Source organism: Labrenzia sp. 011 (assembly GCF_003075075.1).
In the GTDB taxonomy this organism is placed as follows: domain Bacteria; phylum Pseudomonadota; class Alphaproteobacteria; order Rhizobiales; family Stappiaceae; genus Roseibium.
On the sequence record NZ_QCYM01000001.1, the window covers coordinates 56,206 to 78,122 of the forward strand.

Consider the following 21,917-nt stretch of genomic DNA (forward strand, 5'->3'; position numbering starts at 1 on the left):
GCCGCAATGCGGCGGGGGCCGGCCCCTTTGCCAGGACCGTGCCGCCGCGTCCCTTGACTTCCGTATCGGCTGACGCCAAGCTCGCAGCATGTTGTTCGAGCCGCTCCATTTGAATTTCAATCGGGTATGCCCCATCCCGGGCATTTAACCCCCGGCTCGGTCGCGTCGCGCCAGCCGCGGGGCACAGGCGGTTGACCTGATTGACGGTCAACAGGAACACAAGCGACATCACCCCCGAAAATCAGGACGACAACAACGCCACAGGTGCATCTGCAGCAAGCGTGGCAAGGAGGCCGGGATGGCTCCCCAGAAAAAGAAACACCGCAAACCCGCCATAACGGTGACCCGATCCGAGCACGAGCGGCTGTCGCTGCTGGCCGAAACCCATGCAGCGCGCGATGAGGACCTTGCCGAGGTGCTGCTGGGAGAACTCGACCGGGCACGCATTGTCGATGATACCCGCATTGCCGCAACCGTCGTGCGCATGGGGTCGGCCCTTCGCTTCACCAGTGACCTTGGCGAAGACCGGCATGTCACCCTCGTCTTTCCGGGCGAGGCGGATATCGCCGAAGGAAAGGTGTCTATCCTGACGCCCATAGGCGTGGCGCTGATCGGTCTGTCCGAGGGGCAGTCGATCGACTGGGAGGATCGCGGTGGCCGGGTCCACCGTCTGACCGTGCAATCTGTCGGCGTGCCGCAGGAGGCGCCGGACCTTGCCGAGCCCGCCGCGCTTCGGGTCTCGTGATGACGAGGCTCGGGCCAAGGCCCCGCCTCGCGCTGTTCGGAGGATGTCTCATCGCAGGACTTTAGCCCCTGCGCCCATGGGCCAGGGGACTCTCAAGAATCCGATCCAATCTATCCGCCCCTCGACGGGGCGACGGAGACCTGCGATGTCAAAAGAGACCTGCATTCTCACCACCAAGGATTTCACCGTTCTGGAGGCCATGCGGAACCGCTGTGCCAGCCGGGAGGACCCGCTTGCGGCGATCCTGACGCGGAAACTGGACGGCGTTCAGGTCGTGTTCCGGGAGGACCTGCCTGCGAATATCGCCAGCGTGAACAGCCGCATCACCTATGTGGTCAACACCGGCGATTCCGATACCCGCGTCCTGTCCCTGGAGCGCATGGTGGCGCCTGTCGGCATGTTCCTGCCGATAACCACCCTACGCGGCCTGGCTTTGCTCGGGCTTGCGGAGGGGCAGGAGTTCGTCCTGAGGACCGATCAGGGCGTCCGTGAGACGATCCTGCTGGAGAAGGTGCACTATCAGCCGGAAGCGGCGCGGCGGGAAAAAACAGCCGGAGCTGATCCATCCGCGCGCCCTGTACGACGGCAGAGGCCTGTGCTGAAGCTGGTTCGCGGTGGCGCGCACGACAAGGCCCGGGATTTGCGGGCCGTTCCGGATGGTCACGACGATCCCGGCCCCTCCGTGGCCTGATGCCGGGAACCATTTGCGCCGGAGCATTCTGCTGAAACGATCCGCGCCGCGCCACTCATTGGCGCGGTTGCGGGACAAGAGTGTGGGCGTCATGCCCATGATTGCATATGCGGACTAACAAACGGCTACTGCGTGTAAGTTTTACCGATGGAGTTAGTTGGCTAAAATTCCAGTAAACCTGAAAAAACGAACCTGACCGGTCGCCGGTAGGGCGGTCTTCCGAAACGAGGCCATTTCTTTTGTCCTACCCCCCAGGCCAGTAGGCCTCCAGGATTGACGGGTCGGTCTCCATATGGCCGGCACCGATCAGTTGCAGGCAATAGGGACCAGACGACGTAAGGAAAACATCTGCTTGCACAGCGTCCAGCGGTTCACTTGAGCCACTTGTCGATATTCATGTCCTTGACCATCTGGTCCTTGTGCAGATTTATGTCGTCCTCGATGCGATCGAGCTCGTTATAAAGGTCGGATGACGGAGAGATCGGGGGGAGATAGCGGACGGTGATTTCTCCCGCGTGAATCACATTGTATTTGGAGTTCCAGAAAACACCGGTGTTCAGAACCACGGGGACAAGCGGATAACCGGTTGCTTTCTGTATGGCGGACAGGCCTCTTTCGTATTTCTGACGGCCATAAACGGGAGCGCGCGTGCCTTCGGGAAAGATCGCGATGGTTCTGCCTTCCTGAGCGGAGAGTTTGGATCCCTTGATGATGCTGCGAATGTTCGTGCCGGGCTGGTCCCGGATGACCTTCATCATGGGAGAGCGGCGCAGGTACCAACCGAACACCGGAATTTGGTAGAGGCTGTCCTTGGCAATAATGTTCACATCCGGAAACAGGATCAGGAAAGCGATCGTCTCCCAGACAGACTGGTGATTTGAGACGATGATGATGGGCTCTTCGGGCAGGTGTTCCTGGCCTTCGACCTTGTAGGTCAGCCTCAGCACGTACCGGCACAGGAACAGAAACCCATGCGCCCAGCGCCTGCTCAGCCATCGGATGGTGCGTGGCCGAAGCGTTACGAGTGCGTCCCACAGGATGGGCAACCCGAAAAGGGCCGTCCAGGCTGCCAACAGAACGATGAAGATTTTGGTGCGGACATATTGCATCACAGCAGAACGGCTCTTGGACAGTTTTCCGTGTTGTAGACAGTGTGCCAGTGTGTTCGTGGCGGATCGTGCCGACATTATAATTCGCAAAACTGGCCTCGATTGATTTTTTTGTTGAACATGTGCGGCGCTTCCTGAATTCGCGGATCGAGCTGTGGTTGAATTCGCGTGACGACCCATGTTGCCATTGCCGGGTCGTTGGTTGCACCGCTGAAGAAAACCGTGGTGATGGCTTGTACATAGCTTAATTCCGGCGGACTTCGGGATGCCGGAGTGCTTCTTTTTCCGGGCATTCCTGAAAGAAAAAGCGTCCATGCCCCCCAGGGAAACTGTGAGGGACTGGCCCGCAGCCGCGTTTTCTTACGCCATTTGGAAACGGTCTTCGAACATGCCGGCGCGCCGGCTCCTGACAGCATGCCATTCGCGCACGGAACGTTTCCATTGCTTGGACGTAGCATCGGGCGCCGGATAAATCAATTTCGCTGTCGTCCCGCCACTTGGAAAGAGGCCATCACAGAGGGATAGTGTCTCCGCCGAATCCGGGCACGTCGAAAAGGTAACGTGGCTGAATGCGCTTGGGCTCATCCGAAATCTAGATACCCACCGAAGTTGGGGCTCAACATCCCGGAGCGGGAGCAACAGCATGTCCAATCGGAAATTGATGGCCAGAAAGGCCAGATTTCAGACAATGAAATCATTTGCCTGAAATGGTCGGGCAGGCCGGATTTGAACCGACGACCCCTTCACCCCCAGTGAAGTGCGCTACCAGGCTGCGCTACTGCCCGAACGGCTTCTACCTAGCTTGTTCGTCTGCCGAGCGCAAGCGGCTTGTTGCTCAGGTTGTCCACCGGGCTGACTGACGGGCCGTGCGGCTGGCGAAAAGCTGTTTGCGGTGCCGTCTGCGTTCCATCGCATCCGTGGCGATCATGCCCCAGGCAAGCCCGTAGAGCATGTACATATGCCGCCAGTGGTCGGTGTCGATGAACACCGAAAGAACCAGATGGGCGCCGAAAACCGCGAAGATCGACTGGGTGAAGGCCGTCCACGGCCGCGACTTGAACAGCAGCGGCACCAAGGCGGCGAGGGTCCACAGTGCCAGAATGATATAGACGGTGCCGCCGAGCCAGCCGTAGGTCGTGAACCCCTTAAGGTAGACATTGTGCTCGTCTTCCGGAAAATACTTGTTGAATTCCAGTGCGCCGATGCCGAGGGGATGGTCCATGACCATCTGGAAGCCGAGCGAGTAGCGGGCGAAGCGGCCGAGGCGGGCGCCGTCATATTCCTGGACGAGTCTGGCCCGCTGGCTGAACATCTCCGCGACGCTGTCGATGGACAGGGCTGCCGCGATCAGGGCGACGACGGCCAGGGTCCCGGTCACGCCCAGAAAGATCAGCCGCGCGCGCCGCCTGGGTGTCTGTTCCGTAATCAGCGCCAGCAGATAGACCGTCAGGACGGCGGCCACCAGAAGCCCCCAGGCCCCGCGCGAGAAACTCAGGAAAACGGCGAGCAGCAGGATGGCGAGCGGCACCAGCAGGTGCAGGTTTCTCAGGACGGAGTCCTTCAGGAGCCGCTGCAGCAGCAGGACGGTCGGCAGGACGAGAAACGGGCCGAAGACATTCGGGTCCTGAAAGGTGCCGCGCGCCCGGTCATACAGCGTGAAATAGCCGGCGCCGGGGAACAGCTGGAAATAGCCGGCGATGCCGATGGCCGCGACCAGCACCGCGCTGATGGTGTACCCGCTCTGGATGATCCGGAACCTGTCCGGATCATCTGCCAGCACCGCGGCGTAGAAGATGGCCGTGACCGCCAGAAAGCCGGAGATGGCGATATACATCATCGCTTCGCCCATTTCCCGGGCGAGGGGAATGGAGGCCATGCCACCGGCGATATAGAGCATCAGGCAGATGATCAGCGGGCCGAATTCGCGCCGCAGCTTGAGACCGCAGGCGAGCCAGACGACGGTGACCAGCGCCATGTAGAGTTCATAGGGCGCGGGTTCCTCGATGACGAAGCCCGACAGGAACGCCGCCAGCCACAGGGCGCCGTTGCCCAGGCTTCTGGCCGGGAGACCGGCCGGCGCGCGCGCAAGATGCGGGCCGCCATAAGGGCCGGCCGCGATGCTCAATAGGCGTTCTCCGTATCGAACAGCCGGAAGGGCGTTATCATCAGGATTTTCAGATCGAACAGGATCGACCAGTTCTCGATGTAGTAGACATCGCATTCCACGCGATGCTGGATCTTTTCCGGCGTGTCCACCTCGCCGCGCCAGCCGTTGATCTGCGCCCAGCCGGTAACACCGGGTTTGACCTTGTGACGGGCGAAATAGCCGTCGACCACATTGTCCCAGGACTTGTTGTCGGTATGGGCATTGACCGCATGGGGGCGCGGGCCGACCAGGGACAGCTTGCCTGTCAGCACGTTGAAGATCTGCGGCAGTTCATCGATCGATGTCTTGCGGATGAACCGGCCAACCCTTGTCACGCGCGGATCTCCCTTCGTCACGGCCTTCTTCGCTTCCGGATCGGCCTGTTCCACATACATGGAGCGGAACTTCAGGATTTCTATGATCTCGTTGTTGAAGCCATAGCGTTTCTGACGGAAAAGGACCGGTCCCTTGCTGTCCAGCTTGATGGCGATAGCCGCGGCGATCATCACCGGGAACAGTGTCACCAGTGCGATCGTCGCGAACACCAGGTCGAAGATCCGCTTGGCGAGCAGATCCCAGTCGGCGATCGGCTTTTCGACCACGTCGACGAACGGCACCGTACCGATGAAGGAGGCGCCGCGGTTACGGAAGCGGACCTTGTCCGTATGGGCGGACAGACGGATGTCGACCGGCAGGACCCAGAGTTTGCGCAGCAGCTCCAGTACCCGCTTTTCCGCGCGCAGGGGAATGCAGACGATCAGCATGTCGATGCGGGCGAGGCGGGCGAACTCGACCAGCGCGTTGATGTTGCCGAGTTTGGGGTAGCCTGCCACCACCGGCGGCGAGCGGTCGTTGGACCGGTCGTCGAAGATGCCGCAGATGCGGATGTCGTTGCCGGCCTGGGCTTCCATGTCATGGATCAGCTCGGCCGCGGCCGTGCCGCCGCCGACGATGATGGCGCGCCGTTCCAGGCGGCCGGAATTCATCCAGTGGCGCACCAGCAGGAAGACGGCGAGCCGCGAGACGCACAGGCCGGTCAGGCTGAGCGCGAACCAGGACCCGATCCATGCATCCGGAAGGGCGGCGCCGATGCCGGTCGTCGATCTGAGAACCGCGAACATGGCGAACACCAGCGTCCAGCCCGCCGCGACGCGCCCGATCTGCGACAGGCTCTGGCGCATGACGGGCACCTGATAGCAGTCGGCCGCCTGAAAGAAGGCGAGCGCGAAGAGGATCGAACAGCCCGTTGCAAATCCCTGCGCCAGACTGAAGCTGGCCGGGTTTGAGCTGCCATAGGCGGCGATCAGCGCGCTGGCCGCGATCAGGAGAATATCGATCAGGCGCACCATTCCGGTCAGCACGGGAATGGACACCCCCTTGCCGCCGAGACCCTGCGCGATCTCGCAGGCTTCCGGGGTCAGGCTGGTATTGGTGGAGGACAGGATCTCGACGTTCGTCGAGCCGACGGCGCTGCCGACCGTCTTGCGCAGATGGGTTTCCAGCCGGCGCCGCAAGCCGGAGTCGTCGCCGGTGAGCGGTGTCGGATTGGCCGGATCAGTCGAATTGAATACCTGGTTGCTCATGACCTGTTGCCTGATCGGGCATAGACCGACTGGGCGCTGCGGTCGGCCGGCGTGCCTTCCACCGCCTGGGGTGTGGCGTCGTCGGCAGGCGCAAGGCCCTGCAGGTCCTGATATAGGGTGGTGATCCTGTCGTTCATCAGGTCGGTGGAGAAGGTCGCCGCCAGGCATCTTTGCAGTTCGCCGGCTTCCCGTTCCATCCGGACGGGGTCTTCAAGCGCCTCTTCCATGGCGACCGTCAGCTTGCCGATATGGCCCGGTTCGATCAGCCGGTTCGAATAGCGGCCGAAAATCTCCGGAATGCCGCCGACACGTGTGGCAATGAGCGGACGCTGTGCCGCGACCGCCTCCAGAATGATATAGGGCATGGCCTCCGCACGGGAAGGTATGACCACGTTGCGGGCAAGCTTGAAGGCTTCGCGTGCCGGCAGGGCGCCGTGGAAGGTGATGTCATCCTCCAGGCCGAGTTTCCGCACCAGATTGCGGTAGCGTTCTTCCTGCGGACCTTCGCCGACGATATGCGCCCGGGGCGCGGTGCCGGTTTTCAGGCGGATATTGTAGAGCGCCTCGATGAACAGGTCCGGCCCCTTCAGATCGCGGAGCATGCCGATGTAGAGAAAGTCGCTGGCGTCCTCGTTCACGGTGACGGGCGCGAATTCTTCCGGTGTCAGTCCGTTGTAGACGATCCGCGACTTGGCCCTGGGATGCCCCACCTTGCTCTCGTAGGCCGCATATTCATAATCGGAAACGAAGATCAGGCCGTCCGTGAGGCGCCCGAGCAGGCGTTCCAGGGTATGATAGACGCGTCCTTCCAGGCGGTTGGGATCATAGTGCAGGCTGCCGCCGTGCGGACAATAGACACGGGACACCTTGCGGCCGAAGAATCTGAGGCTGCTGCCGATCAGGCGGACATAGGCGCCGCCCTTGGCGCCATGTCCGTGCAGAATGTCCGGCTCGAGGTCGCGGATATGGCGGTAGATTGCCAGGGTCGCCGACATGTCCTTGGGCGTTAGCTGGCGCTGCATGGGAAAGCGCGCCAGACCAAGGGTCAGCTTCGGCCGCAGTTCGTCCAGGAACCGGTTGTCGAAAGTGCTGCCGGTGCTGCTGTCGCAGATAAGTCCGACATCATGTCCGGCTTCCGCCTGGGCGGTGGCCAAATCGCGAATATGGCGAAAGATTCCGCCGATAGGCGACCGGACACAATGAACGATCCGCATGGGGGTGGTCGTCATGGTGCAGTATCCCTGTTACCACTTCCAGGTTCTTTTATGACCTGTGAGGTTTGGTAGCTGCACCCTAGCAGGGGGAGGTGAGTCTCCGGTTAACCGGTGGCCCCTCTAGAAATAGCGTTCGCGGACGTAAATCGTGTCGCCGGGACGCACCGGGTCCGAAATGGGCACACGACCGTTTAGGATTTCCCCGTTGATCTGGCGGGTGATATCCACATCGGCCTGCCGTGCCCTGGCGCTGAATCCGCCCGCGGTCGCGATGGCGTTCTGCACGGTCATGCCGGCGACGTAATTGTATTGGCCCGAGTTTTGCACTTCCCCCATGACAAAGATCGGCCGGTAGGTGTCGATCTCGACGGAGACGTCCGGATCGCGGATGTAGCCTTGCCGCAGCTTGGTGGCGATTTCGGCGGCCAGGCCTTGCTGGGTCTTGCCGCGCGCGGCAATGCTTCCCACCAGCGGGAATGAAATATATCCAGCCTGATCAATGACATAGGTGTTTGAAAGGTCGTCCTGTCCGAACACGATGATGCGCAGCTTGTCGCTTGAGTCCAGGCGATAAGGCTGTGTCAGCGTCTCGTGAAAAGCTGTCGGTGGCTGCCTGTACCCGCTGCACGCAACGAGACCCAGGCAGAGGCCCAGGACAACAAGCGCTCTCATTCGCATCTACGACTCTCCTACAATTCGCAGACAGCATCGCGCGCTATGGTTAATCGACGGTGAATGGCGCAAAATCTTCTCCGCACACATCGTGAAAATTGCGCATGTACTAATTAACGGGCGTCTTTGTGCAATTGCATGTGCCTTAACCGATCGCTTACCCTAATTCGACATAGTTTGCCGGAGTTGTGGAGATTCCTATGAAGAATGCCGAGCGGCAGACATTTTCCGACGATGACATGGCGGTGGACCTGGGTGGTCTCCTGCGGACGATCGGTCACTCCATGGGCTGGCTGCTGCCGCTGACATTGTTCGTGGCGGTCGCCGTGTTTGTGGGCCTGCAATTCGTCGCACCGAAATACAAGGCCGAAGCCCGGATTCTCATAGAGAGCACCGACAACAACTTTCCCGGCGGCTCCCGCGGGGTGGAAGAGGAAAGGGCGCTTCTCGACAGCGAGGGGGTCGCCAGCCAGGTCCAGCTGCTGATGTCCGCCGATCTGGCGCGGCGGGTGGCGAACAAGCTCAATCTTGCAGCCATTCCCGAATTCGATGCCAGGGGCGCCGGTTCGCTTGTGAGCCGCCTCATGTCCCTGGTCGGTCTCGGGGAGAATGATCCGGGCAACAATCAGGAGGAGCGGGTCCTCAAGCATTTCTACGAGCACCTTGAAATCTACCGCCTGGAAGGCTCGCGCGTCATTGCCGTCGATTACAAGGCCGAGAACCCGGTTCTGGCGGCAAGGGTCGCCAATAGCATTGTCGATGAATATCTCTCCGTTCAGTCGAGCGCGAAGCGGGCGACCACCGAGCAGGCCTCCGCTGCCCTCGAACCCCAGATCGTCGAGTTGCGCAAGGAAGTGCAGGCCGCCCGCAAGGCCGTCTCCGATTTCAGGGCGCGGGCCGATCTGCTGATCGGAGCCGGCAACATTCCGCTCAACCAGCAACAGCTGGCGGAAACGAGCAGCGACTATTCCGCCGCCCAGGCCGCCAAGGCGGAAGCGCAGGCCAAGGCCGATCTGATCCGTGAGCTTCTGAATTCCGGCGGGTCGCTGGAAAGCGCCAGCGAAGTTCTCGGGTCGGCGCTGATCCAGCGGCTGCGCGAGCGCCAGGTCGAAATCCAGTCGAACATCGCCGAACTGTCCATCACACTGTTGCCGAACCACCCGCAGCTCAAGGCGCTGCAGTCCCAGCTCGGCGATTACGACCGGCAGATCAGGAACGAGGCGCGCCGGATCCTGCAGGGGCTGGAAAATGACGCCAAGGTCGCCAACCAGCAGGCCCTGGCCCTGGAAAAACGTCTGGAAGAGCTGAAAACCGCAGCGGCCCGTTCGAATGCGGATCAGGCCCGACTGAGCGAGCTGGAACGCGAGGCCAACGCCAAGGCCGCCCAGCTGGATCAGCTGATGCTGAGCTATCAGGAAGCCGATTCCCGCCTGAGAGCGCAGGTTCTGCCCGCCGACGCGCGCATCATTTCCCGTGCAAGTGTTCCGGCCGAGCCCTATTCGCCCAGAATTGTCTCCAGCACGATCATCGCGGCGCTGGTGACCTTCATTCTCGGATGCGCCTTCGTGCTGATGCGCGAGTTCCTGAGCGGCAATGCGCTTTACCGCATGAACGGCGCCGCCGGCGTCCACCCGCGGGAGATGCCGGTCGCAACTCGGGGCGAGGGGATGGGCTGGGACCAGGGCTATTCCCAGAGCTATGCGCATTACCGGATGGGCCCGGAAATTCCGGCTCCTCCGGTGTCGCCGGCCACGCTGGAAGAGGAAAAGCATCCCGGCATCGAGGAAAAATCCGACCAGGTCGAGCCCGAAAGGACCGACCAGGCGGAGACCGAAAAGTCAGGGCCGCTCTCCGCGTTCAAGACGGTTCTCGAGCGGAAGAAGCGTCGCGGTGATAAGGCACGTTACGATCAGGACGTTGCCCCGGACTGGGCTCCCGAATGGGCGCGCAACTGGGGGCGGGGCATCGGCAAGACCGGAGGCAGGGAACCGGAGGCGCCGCCGGAGCCCGAAGCGGAAAGCGTGGTCCGCGAGGCCGATCTGCCGGAGGCAGGAGCAGGGGACGCCATACCGACAACCTTGGCGGAGGATGTCGAGGCCGCCGGGCGCATTGTGGTCCTGAGCGTCGATGACGACGCCCTGTCCCACGATCTTGCATTCGATCTGGTGCGCAAGGCGGCGAATTCCGGCAAAACGGCGCTGATCATGGAAGTGTTTCCCGAGCAGCATGACGACAAGGCGGCGGAAGGGTTTTCCGACATTATCGCCGGTGACGCGCCTTTTGCGAAGGTGGTCTACAGGGATGCGGCGACCAGGGCCCATATCATCGAGGCCGGCCGTCTGGCGATCACCGACGACATGGTCAATTCGGAGCGCTTCAAGCTCGCCCTCGAGGCGATCAGATCCACCTATCAGGCCATAGTGGTCGACCTGGGCGCGATCGACGGATCGCTGGCCAGTGCCCGCATGCTGAGTTTTGCCGACCGTGTCCTGATCGCCGCGAGCGCGCCCGACCACAGCCATGAACTGCAGAGCGCCGCGAATCTGCTTGCCCACAACACGGGCGCCAGGGTTGAAGTCGTGATTTCGGGAGGTCCCGGGTCCGATCCGCGCCGCAATGATGACGGTCACGCCGCATAGAGGGGCGGCGAAGGCTCAGCCCAGGCCGGCCTTCCACTTTCGCACCCGGCGAACCAGCGGCCACAGGTAGCGGGAATTCCGGATGGCGGCCTTCGCATGGGTGCGGGCCCTGTCGAGCCCTTTTTTCAGAGCGCCCTTCCAGGTGACGGCAATGAAGCTGTCCTTCAGGGCGACAGGATCTGCCCAGGCTTTCTTGTAGGGTTCCGCGCCGAGACCAAAATCCAGCATGTTCAGTCTCTCGTCCGCGCAGGCGTAGCGCAGGATTTCCAGGAACAGGATATTTCCGGGGCTGTTGGCCTCCATGTCGTCGTGGGAAATGCTGTTGCTGTAGGAATAGATCGTACCGGCCTGTTCGATGCACAGATAGGTTGCGCGGATCGCTCCTGCGGTTTCCAGGAACCAGACATCGAGCGGCCGGTCCTCGGTCTCCGCATTGAGCAGGCGCGAGAGAAAGTCGATGGCAACGGGCGTGGAAAAGGCATTGGGTATCCCGGCCTTCGCCGCCCGTTTCGTGCGCTGCTCGACAAAGGCATCAAGACCCTGGCGGATTTCTTCCCGCGTGCGTGCCTTGACGACCCTGTAGTCTCCCGCCTCCCGCAGGAGTCTTTCCTTGCGCAGCAATTTCTTGCGCGCGGACTTGCTGTGGGTGTCCGTGAACAGAACCTGGAAATCCGCGGGAAGGGGGCGCATGAAAACCGGGCTCGGACTGGGCGCAGCTCCCTGGAGCACGAAGGGATGCGGGCGCCCGTGCCAGGTTTCCGGAACATTGTGAAGCGCGAGAAGGTCCGTGCCGGCCTGCCTGCAGAGACTGACAAGAATGCCCTCGATGTCCTCCCGGCTGGCCCGGGCATAGAAGTCCGCGTCCCAGCATCCTGTATTCTGGTTGCCGTTCTGGTGACCCAGAAAGCACAGGGTCCTGATCCCGGCGGAGCTTTCGATGCCCATGGGCAGGATGAGTACCGGTTTGCCACCCTGCTGCACCACGCCGATCACGGCGTCTATCCCGTGTTCCCTGCCCAGGGTTTCATACCATGCCGAGGCCCATTCATAGGACTGATACGGGTTGACGCAGCCCGTTTCCTTGAGGTGCTGCCAGTCGGCCCTTGCGTCGGAAAGCTGGGTGAACATGGAGACCTGCAGCACGGGGGCGTCACCTTTCAAAATCTCCTGGTCTGTCCTTGCAGAGGCGGGAAACGACGGGGTTTCGGCGTGAGACAAACGGTTCTGGACTGACATGGGAACACACGGGGAGTGTTGCAGGGGATCGGGCGAAATCTCGATAGATTTAGCAATAAATATTAAAGAAACCGTGCCTAACTGGGATCCGTTTCAGATTTGGATGTCGCCAACGCATGAGCATGGGTCAAAACGCAATCTCACACGCCTTCGGTGTTCTGGAAAAAACGGGGCTCAGTCGGCTGCTGGCACCATTTACCCGGGGCTGTGGTGCGCTTTTCATGATGCACCATGTCCGGGAGGCGCGGCCCGACGCATTCCAGCCGAACCGTCACCTGGAAATCACGCCGGAATTCCTGCGCCAGGCCGTTGAGCGGATCCGGGCGAACGGCTACGAGATCATCGCTCTGGATGAGGCGATCGACCTTCTGAAAACCGGCTACGGGGATCAGCGCTACGCGGTCCTGACGTTCGATGACGGCTATCGCGACAATCTGGAAATCGCCTATCCCGTCCTGAAGGCGCTGGAGGCGCCCTTCACGGTGTTCGTTGCCAGCGGCCTTGTGGACCGCACGACGGAACTCTGGTGGACCGCGCTTGAGCGCATCATCGCCGGGAACGATGAGGTCGTCTTTTCGGACGATGGCGAAACAGGTGGTGTGCCCTGCGGGAGCGTTGCGGAAAAGGAGTCCTGTTTCCGGCGACTGGCCGACTATCTGACGCTGGAGGTCGAGGAGCCGGACCAGAGGCAGATCATCCGTGCCCTGTGTGAGACCTATGGTGTCGATCTGCAGGCGCTGGCCGATGAACTGATGATGAGCTGGGACGAGGTCCGCGAACTCGCGTCCGATCCTCTGGTGACCATCGGCGCGCATACCCACGATCATTTCGCCCTGGCACGGCTGCAGGACAGCGCGGCGCGGGCGGACGTTCTCAAGGGGGTGTCGCGTCTGGAGCAGGAAATCGGCCTGCGGCCGAAGCATTTCGCCTATCCGTACGGAAAGTCGCATGCGGTCAGCCAGCGTGATGCGGGCATCTTGCGCGAAGTCGGTTTTGCCTCTTCGGTGACGACGGCTCCCGGCGTGCTTCAGTCGGTCAATGCGCGCGACCTGATGATGTTGCCGCGGGTTTCGCTGAACGGACGTTTCCAGGACCCGGCGGTGGTCGATCAGTATCTGACCGGAGCGCCCTTCGCGCTGTACCGGGCGGCCCGCTGGGTTGCTTCGGGCTTCGGCGTCAGGTCGGGGTTTTCCCGCCTTTTTCCATCCACCAGATAATCGCGCCGGCCGGGATCACCCAGATCAGTCCGGCAATGGCGAAATAGATGAAACGCACCAGCGTCGATGCGTTCTGGAGGGTCATGTCGCCGATCACCATGGCGATCAGGGCATAGACCACGACGAAAACGACCAGAACCACCATGCCGACGAATTTTCTGAACGAGGGGACCATGAGGAAGATATCCGTTGCAGTGAATCGGAATTGAGACAGTGACCTGGCCTGCCGGTTGTGAACACCTGTTGCGCTTGCCGAGGAAAGCGGATCGGTCTGGCGGCGCTTATAGCCTGCTTGCCTGCCGGGTCGCAACGCCCGGATTTCATGCCGGAGCGGTATGGGCGCGCCCGAAAAGGGAACTTCATGCGAGAGGCAGATTGCCGCAAAGCGCCCAGTGGCTCTTGCCGTTTCCCGATTGCCTCTATATTTCGGCTCCCTGGAGCGTGTCGCGTTCAAGCGGGCTCATGGCTTCAGGAAGACGCCCGAGGCAGCCTTTGCATCGCAAATGCGTTCGGGCGTCTTCCTGAACTCAATTCAACGAGACATGCTCCAGATTGAGAGCAAGTGGGCCGGAGAAGAAACATGACGGCAGCGGCAGACACAAATGGCGCGGCGACATCCGTGTCTCCGGTCAGGCTGGCACGCATAAGGCAGAACCGGAAACTGATCCGCTGGTGGCTCTATGGTGTCTGCCTGTTGATTCTGGCCATGGTCGTGGTCGGGGGAGCGACCCGTCTGACCGAGTCCGGCCTGTCGATCACGGAGTGGAAGCCCATCCACGGCGTCATCCCGCCACTCAGCGAGGCGGAGTGGGAAGACGAGCTGGAAAAATACCGGCAGATCCCGGAATACCAGCTCATCAACAAGGGCATGAGCCTTGAAGAGTTCAAGTTCATTTTCTGGTGGGAATGGGCGCATCGCCTTCTGGGACGCTTCATCGGCATCGCGTTTTTTGTCCCGATGCTCGGGTTCTGGGTTGCCGGGCGGATCGAACCCTGGTTGAAGCCCAGGCTTCTGATCGGGCTTGCGCTGGGAGGGCTGCAGGGATTCGTCGGCTGGTGGATGGTCGCCTCCGGTCTCGTCGAGCGCGTGGACGTCAGCCAGTATCGTCTCGCCGTGCATCTGACGCTGGCGCTGTTCATTTTCGCCTATCTGTTCTGGATCGCCCGCCGTCTGGCGCCATTGCCCGAAGCGGATCCGGACGAGAGGGGGCGTCTTGCCGGCCTCGGCGGACTGTTTCTCGGACTGGTCTTTCTGCAGATGTTTCTGGGCGGGCTGGTCGCCGGCCTCAATGCCGGCCTTACGTTCAATACCTGGCCCCTGATGGACGGGCGTATCATTCCCCAGGGACTTTTCATCATGCAGCCGGTCTGGCTGAATTTCTTTGAAAACGTGATGACGGTCCAGTTCCAGCACCGCATGACCGCCTATCTTCTCGTCCTCATCGGCGTTGCTCTGGCCTATGGCACCTTCAGGGTGAGCGGCCGTGCGGAATTGCGGCGGGCGGGGGCGCATGTCGGCGGCTTCGTTCTGCTTCAGGCGGTTCTGGGAATTCTGACCCTGGTCTGGATGGTGCCTCTCCCGGTCGCACTGCTCCACCAGGGATTCGCGGTGATTGTTCTGGCCGCGGCAATAGACTACCTCGCCATCCTGAAAGGGCCGTTCCCCATCAGGGGGTAGGCGGGAAGACTTGCGAAATGGCCGGTCTTCGAACAGGGCCGGAAACGTCAGAACCTCCCGCGTTGTGCTGAACGCGGAAGGTTCCGGAGATAAGGCCCGCCGGATTGGCGGGCTTTTGTTTTGGGATGCTGTTCTTCCGGATCAGCTCGACAGCGCCTGATCCAGATCGGCGATGATGTCGTCGACTTCTTCCAGCCCGACGGAGAGCCGCACCACATCCGGTCCGGCACCCGCCGCCGTCTTCTGCTCGTCCGAGAGCTGACGGTGCGTAGTCGAGGCGGGGTGGATGATCAGGCTGCGGGTGTCGCCAATATTGGCGAGATGCGAGAACAGCTCCACCTTGGACACCAGATTGACCCCGGCTTCGTAGCCGCCCTCCACACCGAAGGTGAAGACCGCGCCTGCGCCCTTGGGCATGTATTTCTGCTGCAGGGCGTGATGCTTGTCCTCGGGCAGGGCGGCGTAGGACACCCATTTGACCTTGTCATGGCCGGACAGGTGGAGCGCCACCTTCTTGGCATTGTCCGAGTGACGTTGCATGCGCAACGGCAATGTTTCGATGCCTGTCAGGATCATGAAGGAATTGAACGGAGAAATCGCCGGACCGAGATCGCGCAGGCCGAGAACCCGGCAGGCGATCGCGAAGGCGAAATTGCCGAAGGTCTCGTGAAGCACGATGCCCTGATACTCGGGACGTGGCTGGGACAGCATCGGGTAATTACCGTTGGCGGACCAGTCGAAGCTGCCGCCGTCGACAATGATACCGCCCATGGAATTGCCGTGACCGCCCATGAATTTGGTGAGCGAGTGCAGAACGATGTCCGCGCCATGTTCGATCGGACGGCACAGATAGGGAGTCGCCATCGTGTTGTCGACAACCAGCGGAATGCCCCTGGCCTTTGCGACCGCGGAAATCGCCTCGATGTCGACGACGATACCGCCCGGATTGGCGAGGCTCTCGATGAAGATCGCCCGGGTCCGATCGTCGATGGCCGCCTCGAAGGTGCTGATATCTTCAGGGTCGGCCCATTTCACGTTCCAGCCGAAGTTCTTGAAGGAATGGTTGAGCTGATTGATCGAGCCGCCGTACAGCTTGTTCGCTGCGACGATATTGTCGCCCGGCTGCATCATGGTGTGGAAACACAGGAGCTGGGCTGAATGGCCCGATGCGGCGGCAAGCGCCGCGGTGCCGCCTTCAAGCGCCGCGACCCGTTCTTCCAGAACGGCGGTCGTCGGGTTGGTGATCCGCGTGTAGATGTTGCCGAAAGCCTGCAGGCCGAACAGGGAGGCGGCATGATCGACGTCGTCGAACACGAAGGAAGTCGTCTGATAGATCGGCGTGGTGCGCGCGCCTGTCGAGGGATCGGGCGCAGCCCCGGCGTGAATGGCAAGGGTTGAAAAACCCGGGATTTTGTCGCTCATCGGAAAACCTCCCTGTTTGAATTGCGGCCAGTTTGGCCGAAGCGCAGGGGGAGGTCAAAGCAGGAAATTCCGCTTTTGGCAATCACCGGAAAAAAATTTGGCGTCAATGGGTTAGGGGCGATCACCGGGATGGTGGCGGCTTTGAGGCCTTTTGCGGATGTCGGCTTTCGCAAGAATATAGACACCAAACAGCAGAACGGTGGCCAGCAGGGGCAGGCACCAGGCCAACGGAGCGGTGTTTGCGAGCACAATAAGCACGAGGGTCTCCAGGGGCATTGTTTTTGCCCCGGAGGATTCTTACCGGTCGGAGATATAGGAAACCGGAAGCGGATCGAGAGAAATTTCTGCTAATTAATTGAATGTTTTAATGAAAGAAAGATTCGCCTCGCTGAAAAGCCGCGTCTGCCGCTTCACGGAAAACTTTCAGGCAGCGGGCGGATATCCCGCGTCGCAGGTGTTTTTCGTTCACTGAAGCATGCTGCTGCTGCGGTTTTCTTCCTGGTCCCGCGCGGCGCGCTCGTCCCGTGACCAGTGTTCTTCCCGTTCGGCGAAGGGAGAACCCGGCTCGGCGCGATGAACCACCGCGAACAGGACCAGGGCGATCAGGCCGGCCATCGCCATCAACACCCATTCAATGGCGGTAAACAGGGTCGGGTCCTGTGTCATTTTACGCTCGCTAGCAGACAATTCCGATCTCAGGTCCGGTGGGCGAACCCGGTTACCGGGCTATCAGCCGGGAATTGTGCGAAGCTGGCGCAAAAGGAAGATCAGTCGGCCTTGTTCCCGGAAAGACCGCGGTGCTGGAAGCCGGACTTGAGGGACGGACGTTTGGACGACAGGGTCCTGGAATTGACGCCCGCCCAGCCGATTTCGCCGGACAGGCGGCCGTATTCTATCTTCGGGCAACGGTCCATGACGACCTTGATGCCGGCGTCTTCGGCCTGCCTGGCTGCGTCTTCGTGGCGCACGGTAAGCTGCATCCAGATCACCTTCGGCAGCCGGTCTCCGGCCAGAACCTGATCGACGATCTGTCCGGCGGCGTCGGAATTGCGGAAGATGTCGATCATGTCCGCAGTGCCCGGCAGATCGTCCAGGGAGGCGTAGACCTTCTGACCCAGGATCTCCTTGCCCGCCTGTCCGGGATTGACCGGCCAGACCTCGTAGCCCTTCGACAGCAGGTATTTCAGCACGAAATAGGACGGCCGGACATTGTTGGCGCTGGCGCCCACCATCGCGATCGTTCTGACCTCGTCCAGAATGCTCTTGATGTAGGTGTCGGAATAGCTGTCGTGATTCATGTGCGGAAGATCCTTCGGTAGGCCGCATCATCCAATGCCAAATCGGGCGGCGCCGCAAGGCCATCCCGGTGTGCAAAAGGTCACAAGGCAGAACGCTCTTGCATCGGGCTTGTCGCGGGCCGGTGTGAAGAGGGCGAATGAGAAGACGGATGGTACAGTGGCCCGGCCTGGGCGTCTGATCGGCCCTCAGTTCCTTGCGGATCATCCGCTTCAGGACCGACCAGACGGCATCAACCGCGCAGGCCCTCACATCCACAAGTTCCATCGGCAGGCCGGCTTGGCCGAAAGGGGCTACCGGAATAGCCCGCCCGGCGCATCAGCTGTCGGTCCATTCCGGCTTGCGCTTCTGGAGGAAGGCGGAAATGCCTTCTTCCGCATCCCTGGCCATCATGTTGTCCACCATGGTCTGGGCAGCGAAGTCATAGGCCTCGGAGAGCGGCATTTCGAGCTGGCGGTAGAAGGCTTCCTTGCCGATTCTGACCGTCTTGGCCGATTTGGATGCGATCGCCGCCGCGTATTTCTGCACGACCTGCTCGAGATAGTCTGCCGGCACGATCCGGTTGATGAGTCCGAATTCCTTGGCGGTCGACGCATCGATGCTTTCGCCGGTCAGCAGCATTTCCATGGCCTGTTTGGGCGCGACATTGCGGGACAGGGCCACCATGGGTGTCGAGCAGAACAGGCCGATATTGACACCGGGCGTGCAGAAGGTGGCCGTGTCGGTGGCGATGGCCAGATCGCAGGAGGCCACGAGCTGGCAGCCCGCCGCCGTGGCAACGCCCGTGACGACGGCGATCACCGGTTTCGGCAGGCGGACGATCTGCTGCATCAGATCGGAGCATTGCCGCATGATCCGTTCATAGGTGGCCTTGCCGCCATCGGTCTCGGCCCGCGCGGTGGTCAGTTCCTTCAGGTCATGTCCCGCGCAGAACACCTTGCCCTCCGCCCCGAGAAGAATGACGCGCACCTGCGCATCATCCGCGGCCTTGGCGAGTTCGGCGGAAAGCGCCGTCATCATGTCCGTCGACAGGGCATTCATCCGGTCCGGACGCTGCATCACGATCCGGTAGACGCCTTCATGCAGAAGGGTCGAGAGCATGGGCTTCTGGACGTCGTCGTTCGCGGCGGTGTCGGACATGAAACACTCCTGATGATCTTTGTGTTGCCGGATAATATAGCCTGTGAATCCTCCGGCGCGATAGACAGGATGGCGTCTTGCCGACAGCCGATCACAGATCGTTTATCGGCGTCGGGCGTCAAGCGGCTGGCAGTTCTCCGGCAATGGGCTATCCTTTCGGTCATGTGCTGGTTTGCCGACTTCCGCTTTCCGTTCTGCGCACTTCTGGGCGTCTTTCTTGCCCTGTCTCCCGCCAGGGCAGGGGAACAGGTGGACGTCGCGCTCGTGCTCGCGGTCGATGTGTCGCGCTCCATGTCACCGGAAGAACTTCTTATCCAGCGCAAGGGCTATGCGGCGGCGGTTTCCAGCCCGGACGTCGTGCGCGCCATCGAACTTGGTGCCTACGGCCGGATCGCGATGATGATGTTCGAATGGGCTCACGACGGCCATGCCCGCGAGATCGTCGCCTGGTCGGTGATCGCAAGTCAGGCCGATGCGACCGGCTTTGCCGAAAAGATCCTGGCCGACACCACATACGGCCAGCGCCGCACCTCCATTTCGGGCGCGATCCGGCATGCTGCAGCTCTTCTGAAGGACGCGCCCTATGCCGCCGACAGGCGCGTCATCGACATATCCGGGGACGGCCCGAACAATCAGGGTGTCCCGGTGACCATGGCGCGTGACGCGGCTGTCGCAAGCGGTCTGGTCATCAACGGCCTGCCCCTGATGACCAGAGGCGGTGGCGGCTTCCGGTTCAACATCCCGGATCTCGACGAATATTACCGGCGCTGCGTGATCGGCGGACCGGCAAGCTTCGTGATCCCGGTCAACAACTGGGCCCAGTTTCCCGAGGCCGTCCGGCGGAAGTTGATCCTGGAGATCGGCGGACTGGTGCCGGCCGAGGTTCCCAGGGTCATTCCCGCTCAAATTACCTTCGGGGAGCCTTACGACTGCCTGATCGGAGAACGGATCTGGCAGCAGATGCGCCAGCAGTATTTCTGGGATCAATAGGCGCTTTACTCAATCCCGGTTCCCGTTTCGCCGCCGTCGTCTGCGCCGCTCGCCACCGGATCCGTCACCTTCGGACACGGACCTTGGTTCGGGAATCTCGACAGCTTGTCTCAGGTGCGGGAATGCATCCACCTTGTTCGGCAGAGCCATGGCATTGACGAAATGCTCCTGGAATTTCGGCTCCAGAGCAGTTTCGATCTTTTCGATATCCCTGACGGTCTGCTCGACCTCCCGGCGGTGACCGCGGTTCAGCAGCGCCATGCGCGCGCCGGTTCCCGCCGCGTTGCCGACACCGGCAACGCCGTCGAGCGGACAATCCGGGATGAGGCCCAGGATCATCGCGTATTTCGGATCGATATAGCTGCCGAAGGCCCCGGCCAGGCGAATGCGGTCGAGGTGATAGATGCCGAGCTTGTCCTGCAGAAGCTTTATGCCGGCATAGAGCGCGCCCTTGGCGAGCTGGATCGCGCGGATGTCGGTCTGCTGGACGGAAATCTCGATGCCGTCATCCGAAATCCGGTAGGCGAATGTCCGGCCTCGGGAGTACACCCGTGCGGTCCGCTCCGCCATGGAACCGTCGATGACGCCGTCTTCGGTGATGAGGCCGGCCAGAAACATCTCGGCCACCGCCTCGATGATGCCCGACCCGCAAATGCCGGTCACGCCGACGCTGTCGATCTTTTCATGGAAACCGTCCTCGTCCGACCATTCGTCGACGCCGATCACCTTGAAACGCGGCTCAAGCGTCTCCCTGTCGATGCGGATGCGCTCGATGGCTCCGGGCGCTGCCCGCTGGCCGGAGGAAATCTCGGCTCCCTCGAAGGCCGGTCCGGTGGGGGAGGAGGCTGCGAGCAGGCGGTCCCGGTTGCCGAGGATGATCTCCGCATTGGTGCCGACATCGACGAGCAGCGTGATGTCGTCGCGATCATAGGGGCTTTCGGCAAGCGTCGCGGCTGCCGCATCAGCGCCCACATGGCCGGCGATGCAGGGCAGCATGTAGACCCGGGCCCCCGGATTGAGGTCCAGGGCGAGATCGCGCGCGTTGAGCGTCATGGCATCGGAGGCTGCCAGGGCGAAGGGCGCGCCGCCCAGTTCCACCGGGTCGATGCCGAGAAACAGATGGTGCATGACCGGGTTGCCGACAAAGGTCGCGTCCAGCACATCGGCGCGCTCGGCCCCCACTTCGCCGACCAGCTTGCCGACCAGCGCATTGACGGCCTCCCGGACCGCCCGGGTGAGATCCGGCAGTTTCTCCGGGTTCATCTGTACATAGGACACCCGCGACATCAGATCCTCGCCGAAGCGTATCTGCGGGTTCGAGGTGCCGGCCGAGGCCACTGTCCGTCCGTTCCGGAGATTGCAAAGGTGAGCGGCGATGGTGGTGGAGCCGATATCGACGGCAAGACCGTAGACGGCGTCCTTGTCTTCGGGCCAGAGCGCGACCAGAACGGGAGGCGCGTTCAGGTCCTGATGGATGGCGGCAGTGACCTGCCAGTGTCCCTTGCGCAGGATGGACTGGACCTGCGGCAGAAGGATCGGATCGAAGGTGAGGCCGGTCAGGCCGGTTTCCCGGACAAGGGCTTCGCGCAGCCGGTCGATGTCGCCGCGCGGGGTCTCCATGTCCGGTTCGGAAATCGCGATCCTGACCAGGGAAATCGCGCTGTCCGGTTCGATCTGCCGGGCTTCCGCCCGCTTGCGCACCACCTGACGGTTGGTCTGCGCATCGGTGGGGATATCCACCACCAGGTCGCCCAGGATCTTCGCCTGACACGACAGGCGCCGGTCGGCGGCCAGATTGCGCAAGCTGCCGTAGCGCAGTTCCGCCTCCGTGGCGCCTTCCAGGTGATCGGCCGAACTGGTGAGATTTTCCTTGGCGAAGGAGCCTTCGGAAACCGAAATCTGACAGCGTCCGCAAATCCCGCGCCCGCCGCACACCGATTCCACATAGACCCCGAGCGAGCGCGCCGCATCGAGCAGCGGCGTTCCGAGCGGAAACATTCCCCGGCGGCCGCTGGGCTGGAAGACGACTTTGGCGAGTTTGGCGGTTTCGGTCATGGTTGCGATGTCGCCGGTTCCGGCATGGTCCCTGAATCTTGGAGCGGAGCCTCCCCGGCCTGTCCCGGAACGGGCGGGCAGGGG

Annotated in this window: 19 protein-coding genes and 1 tRNA gene; 6 read left to right on the forward strand and 14 right to left on the reverse strand. The window is 61.7% G+C overall.

Translation table 11 applies throughout. The features are described 5' to 3' along the window. Nucleotides 1-298 precede the first annotated feature (298 nt). Both rnk and DCO57_RS00285 read left to right on the forward strand, forming a co-directional pair. Entirely contained in the window at nt 299-745 is a 447-nt protein-coding gene (gene rnk, locus DCO57_RS00280; protein WP_116696863.1) for a nucleoside diphosphate kinase regulator, read from the forward strand. 145 nt (nt 746-890) lie between these two features. Next, a complete protein-coding gene (locus tag DCO57_RS00285; RefSeq protein ID WP_116696864.1) occupies nt 891-1,436 on the forward strand; it encodes a nucleoside-diphosphate kinase in 546 nt (181 codons plus the stop codon). Between the two features lie 371 nt (nt 1,437-1,807). On the opposite strand, the gene DCO57_RS00290 is transcribed toward DCO57_RS00285, so the two are convergent. The 7 genes from DCO57_RS00290 to DCO57_RS00320 form a co-directional block, all read right to left on the reverse strand. Next, the gene (locus DCO57_RS00290) at nt 1,808-2,545 is read right to left on the reverse strand and encodes a lysophospholipid acyltransferase family protein (protein WP_244287862.1); all 738 of its coding nucleotides are present in this window, start codon (nt 2,543-2,545) and stop codon (nt 1,808-1,810) included. 77 nt (nt 2,546-2,622) lie between these two features. Then, complete coding sequence (locus tag DCO57_RS23430; protein WP_165814583.1) at nt 2,623-2,961, reverse strand: hypothetical protein; 339 nt, start codon at nt 2,959-2,961, stop codon at nt 2,623-2,625. Between the two features lie 292 nt (nt 2,962-3,253). Continuing rightward, nucleotides 3,254-3,330 (reverse strand) — tRNA-Pro (locus tag DCO57_RS00300). A gap of 50 nt (nt 3,331-3,380) precedes the next feature. Beyond that, the gene (locus DCO57_RS00305; protein WP_116696867.1) at nt 3,381-4,670 is read right to left on the reverse strand and encodes an O-antigen ligase family protein; all 1,290 of its coding nucleotides are present in this window, start codon (nt 4,668-4,670) and stop codon (nt 3,381-3,383) included. Then, the gene (locus DCO57_RS00310) at nt 4,667-6,274 is read right to left on the reverse strand and encodes an undecaprenyl-phosphate glucose phosphotransferase (RefSeq protein WP_116696868.1); all 1,608 of its coding nucleotides are present in this window, start codon (nt 6,272-6,274) and stop codon (nt 4,667-4,669) included. The genes DCO57_RS00305 and DCO57_RS00310 overlap by 4 nt, the downstream gene beginning before the upstream one ends. Next, a complete protein-coding gene (locus DCO57_RS00315) occupies nt 6,271-7,503 on the reverse strand; it encodes a glycosyltransferase (RefSeq protein WP_165814588.1) in 1,233 nt (410 codons plus the stop codon). Before DCO57_RS00315 ends, DCO57_RS00310 begins: the two co-directional genes overlap by 4 nt. Nucleotides 7,504-7,608: 105 nt before the next feature. After that, nucleotides 7,609-8,166 carry a polysaccharide biosynthesis/export family protein gene (locus tag DCO57_RS00320; protein WP_116696869.1) on the reverse strand — a complete coding sequence of 186 codons (558 nt, stop codon included), beginning with the start codon at nt 8,164-8,166 and terminating at the stop codon, nt 7,609-7,611. 194 nt (nt 8,167-8,360) lie between these two features. Here DCO57_RS00320 and DCO57_RS00325 point away from each other — a divergent pair, with 194 nt between their 5' ends. After that, on the forward strand, nt 8,361-10,799 hold the full coding sequence (locus tag DCO57_RS00325; protein ID WP_116696870.1) for an exopolysaccharide transport family protein: 2,439 nt from the start codon (nt 8,361-8,363) through the stop codon (nt 10,797-10,799). 15 nt (nt 10,800-10,814) lie between these two features. Here DCO57_RS00325 and DCO57_RS00330 read toward each other — a convergent pair whose 3' ends face one another. Further along, nucleotides 10,815-11,960, reverse strand: coding sequence for a GNAT family N-acetyltransferase (locus tag DCO57_RS00330; protein ID WP_165814589.1), 1,146 nt, complete (start codon nt 11,958-11,960; stop codon nt 10,815-10,817). A gap of 191 nt (nt 11,961-12,151) precedes the next feature. Here DCO57_RS00330 and DCO57_RS00335 point away from each other — a divergent pair, with 191 nt between their 5' ends. After that, complete coding sequence (locus DCO57_RS00335) at nt 12,152-13,252, forward strand: polysaccharide deacetylase family protein (RefSeq protein ID WP_116696872.1); 1,101 nt, start codon at nt 12,152-12,154, stop codon at nt 13,250-13,252. Here DCO57_RS00335 and DCO57_RS00340 read toward each other — a convergent pair. Continuing rightward, nucleotides 13,212-13,427 carry a DUF2842 domain-containing protein gene (locus DCO57_RS00340; RefSeq protein ID WP_116697306.1) on the reverse strand — a complete coding sequence of 72 codons (216 nt, stop codon included), beginning with the start codon at nt 13,425-13,427 and terminating at the stop codon, nt 13,212-13,214. The genes DCO57_RS00335 and DCO57_RS00340 overlap by 41 nt on opposite strands. A 405-nt stretch (nt 13,428-13,832) precedes the next feature. Here DCO57_RS00340 and DCO57_RS00345 point away from each other — a divergent pair, with 405 nt between their 5' ends. Then, nucleotides 13,833-14,930 carry a COX15/CtaA family protein gene (locus DCO57_RS00345; RefSeq protein ID WP_116696873.1) on the forward strand — a complete coding sequence of 366 codons (1,098 nt, stop codon included), beginning with the start codon at nt 13,833-13,835 and terminating at the stop codon, nt 14,928-14,930. A 141-nt stretch (nt 14,931-15,071) separates the two neighbouring features. On the opposite strand, the gene DCO57_RS00350 is transcribed toward DCO57_RS00345, so the two are convergent. The 4 genes from DCO57_RS00350 to DCO57_RS00365 form a co-directional block, all read right to left on the reverse strand. Next, a complete protein-coding gene (locus DCO57_RS00350) occupies nt 15,072-16,352 on the reverse strand; it encodes an O-acetylhomoserine aminocarboxypropyltransferase (protein WP_116696874.1) in 1,281 nt (426 codons plus the stop codon). 465 nt (nt 16,353-16,817) lie between these two features. After that, on the reverse strand, nt 16,818-17,018 hold the full coding sequence (locus DCO57_RS00355; RefSeq protein WP_116696875.1) for a hypothetical protein: 201 nt from the start codon (nt 17,016-17,018) through the stop codon (nt 16,818-16,820). A 101-nt stretch (nt 17,019-17,119) separates the two neighbouring features. Next, on the reverse strand, nt 17,120-17,650 hold the full coding sequence (locus DCO57_RS00360) for a CoA-binding protein (RefSeq protein ID WP_116696876.1): 531 nt from the start codon (nt 17,648-17,650) through the stop codon (nt 17,120-17,122). A gap of 316 nt (nt 17,651-17,966) precedes the next feature. Continuing rightward, on the reverse strand, nt 17,967-18,788 hold the full coding sequence (locus tag DCO57_RS00365; protein WP_116696877.1) for an enoyl-CoA hydratase: 822 nt from the start codon (nt 18,786-18,788) through the stop codon (nt 17,967-17,969). A 162-nt stretch (nt 18,789-18,950) separates the two neighbouring features. Here DCO57_RS00365 and DCO57_RS00370 point away from each other — a divergent pair, with 162 nt between their 5' ends. Next, nucleotides 18,951-19,778 carry a DUF1194 domain-containing protein gene (locus DCO57_RS00370; RefSeq protein WP_116696878.1) on the forward strand — a complete coding sequence of 276 codons (828 nt, stop codon included), beginning with the start codon at nt 18,951-18,953 and terminating at the stop codon, nt 19,776-19,778. 9 nt (nt 19,779-19,787) lie between these two features. Here DCO57_RS00370 and DCO57_RS00375 read toward each other — a convergent pair whose 3' ends face one another. Beyond that, complete coding sequence (locus DCO57_RS00375) at nt 19,788-21,833, reverse strand: ASKHA domain-containing protein (protein WP_116696879.1); 2,046 nt, start codon at nt 21,831-21,833, stop codon at nt 19,788-19,790. Nucleotides 21,834-21,917: the final 84 nt, after the last annotated feature.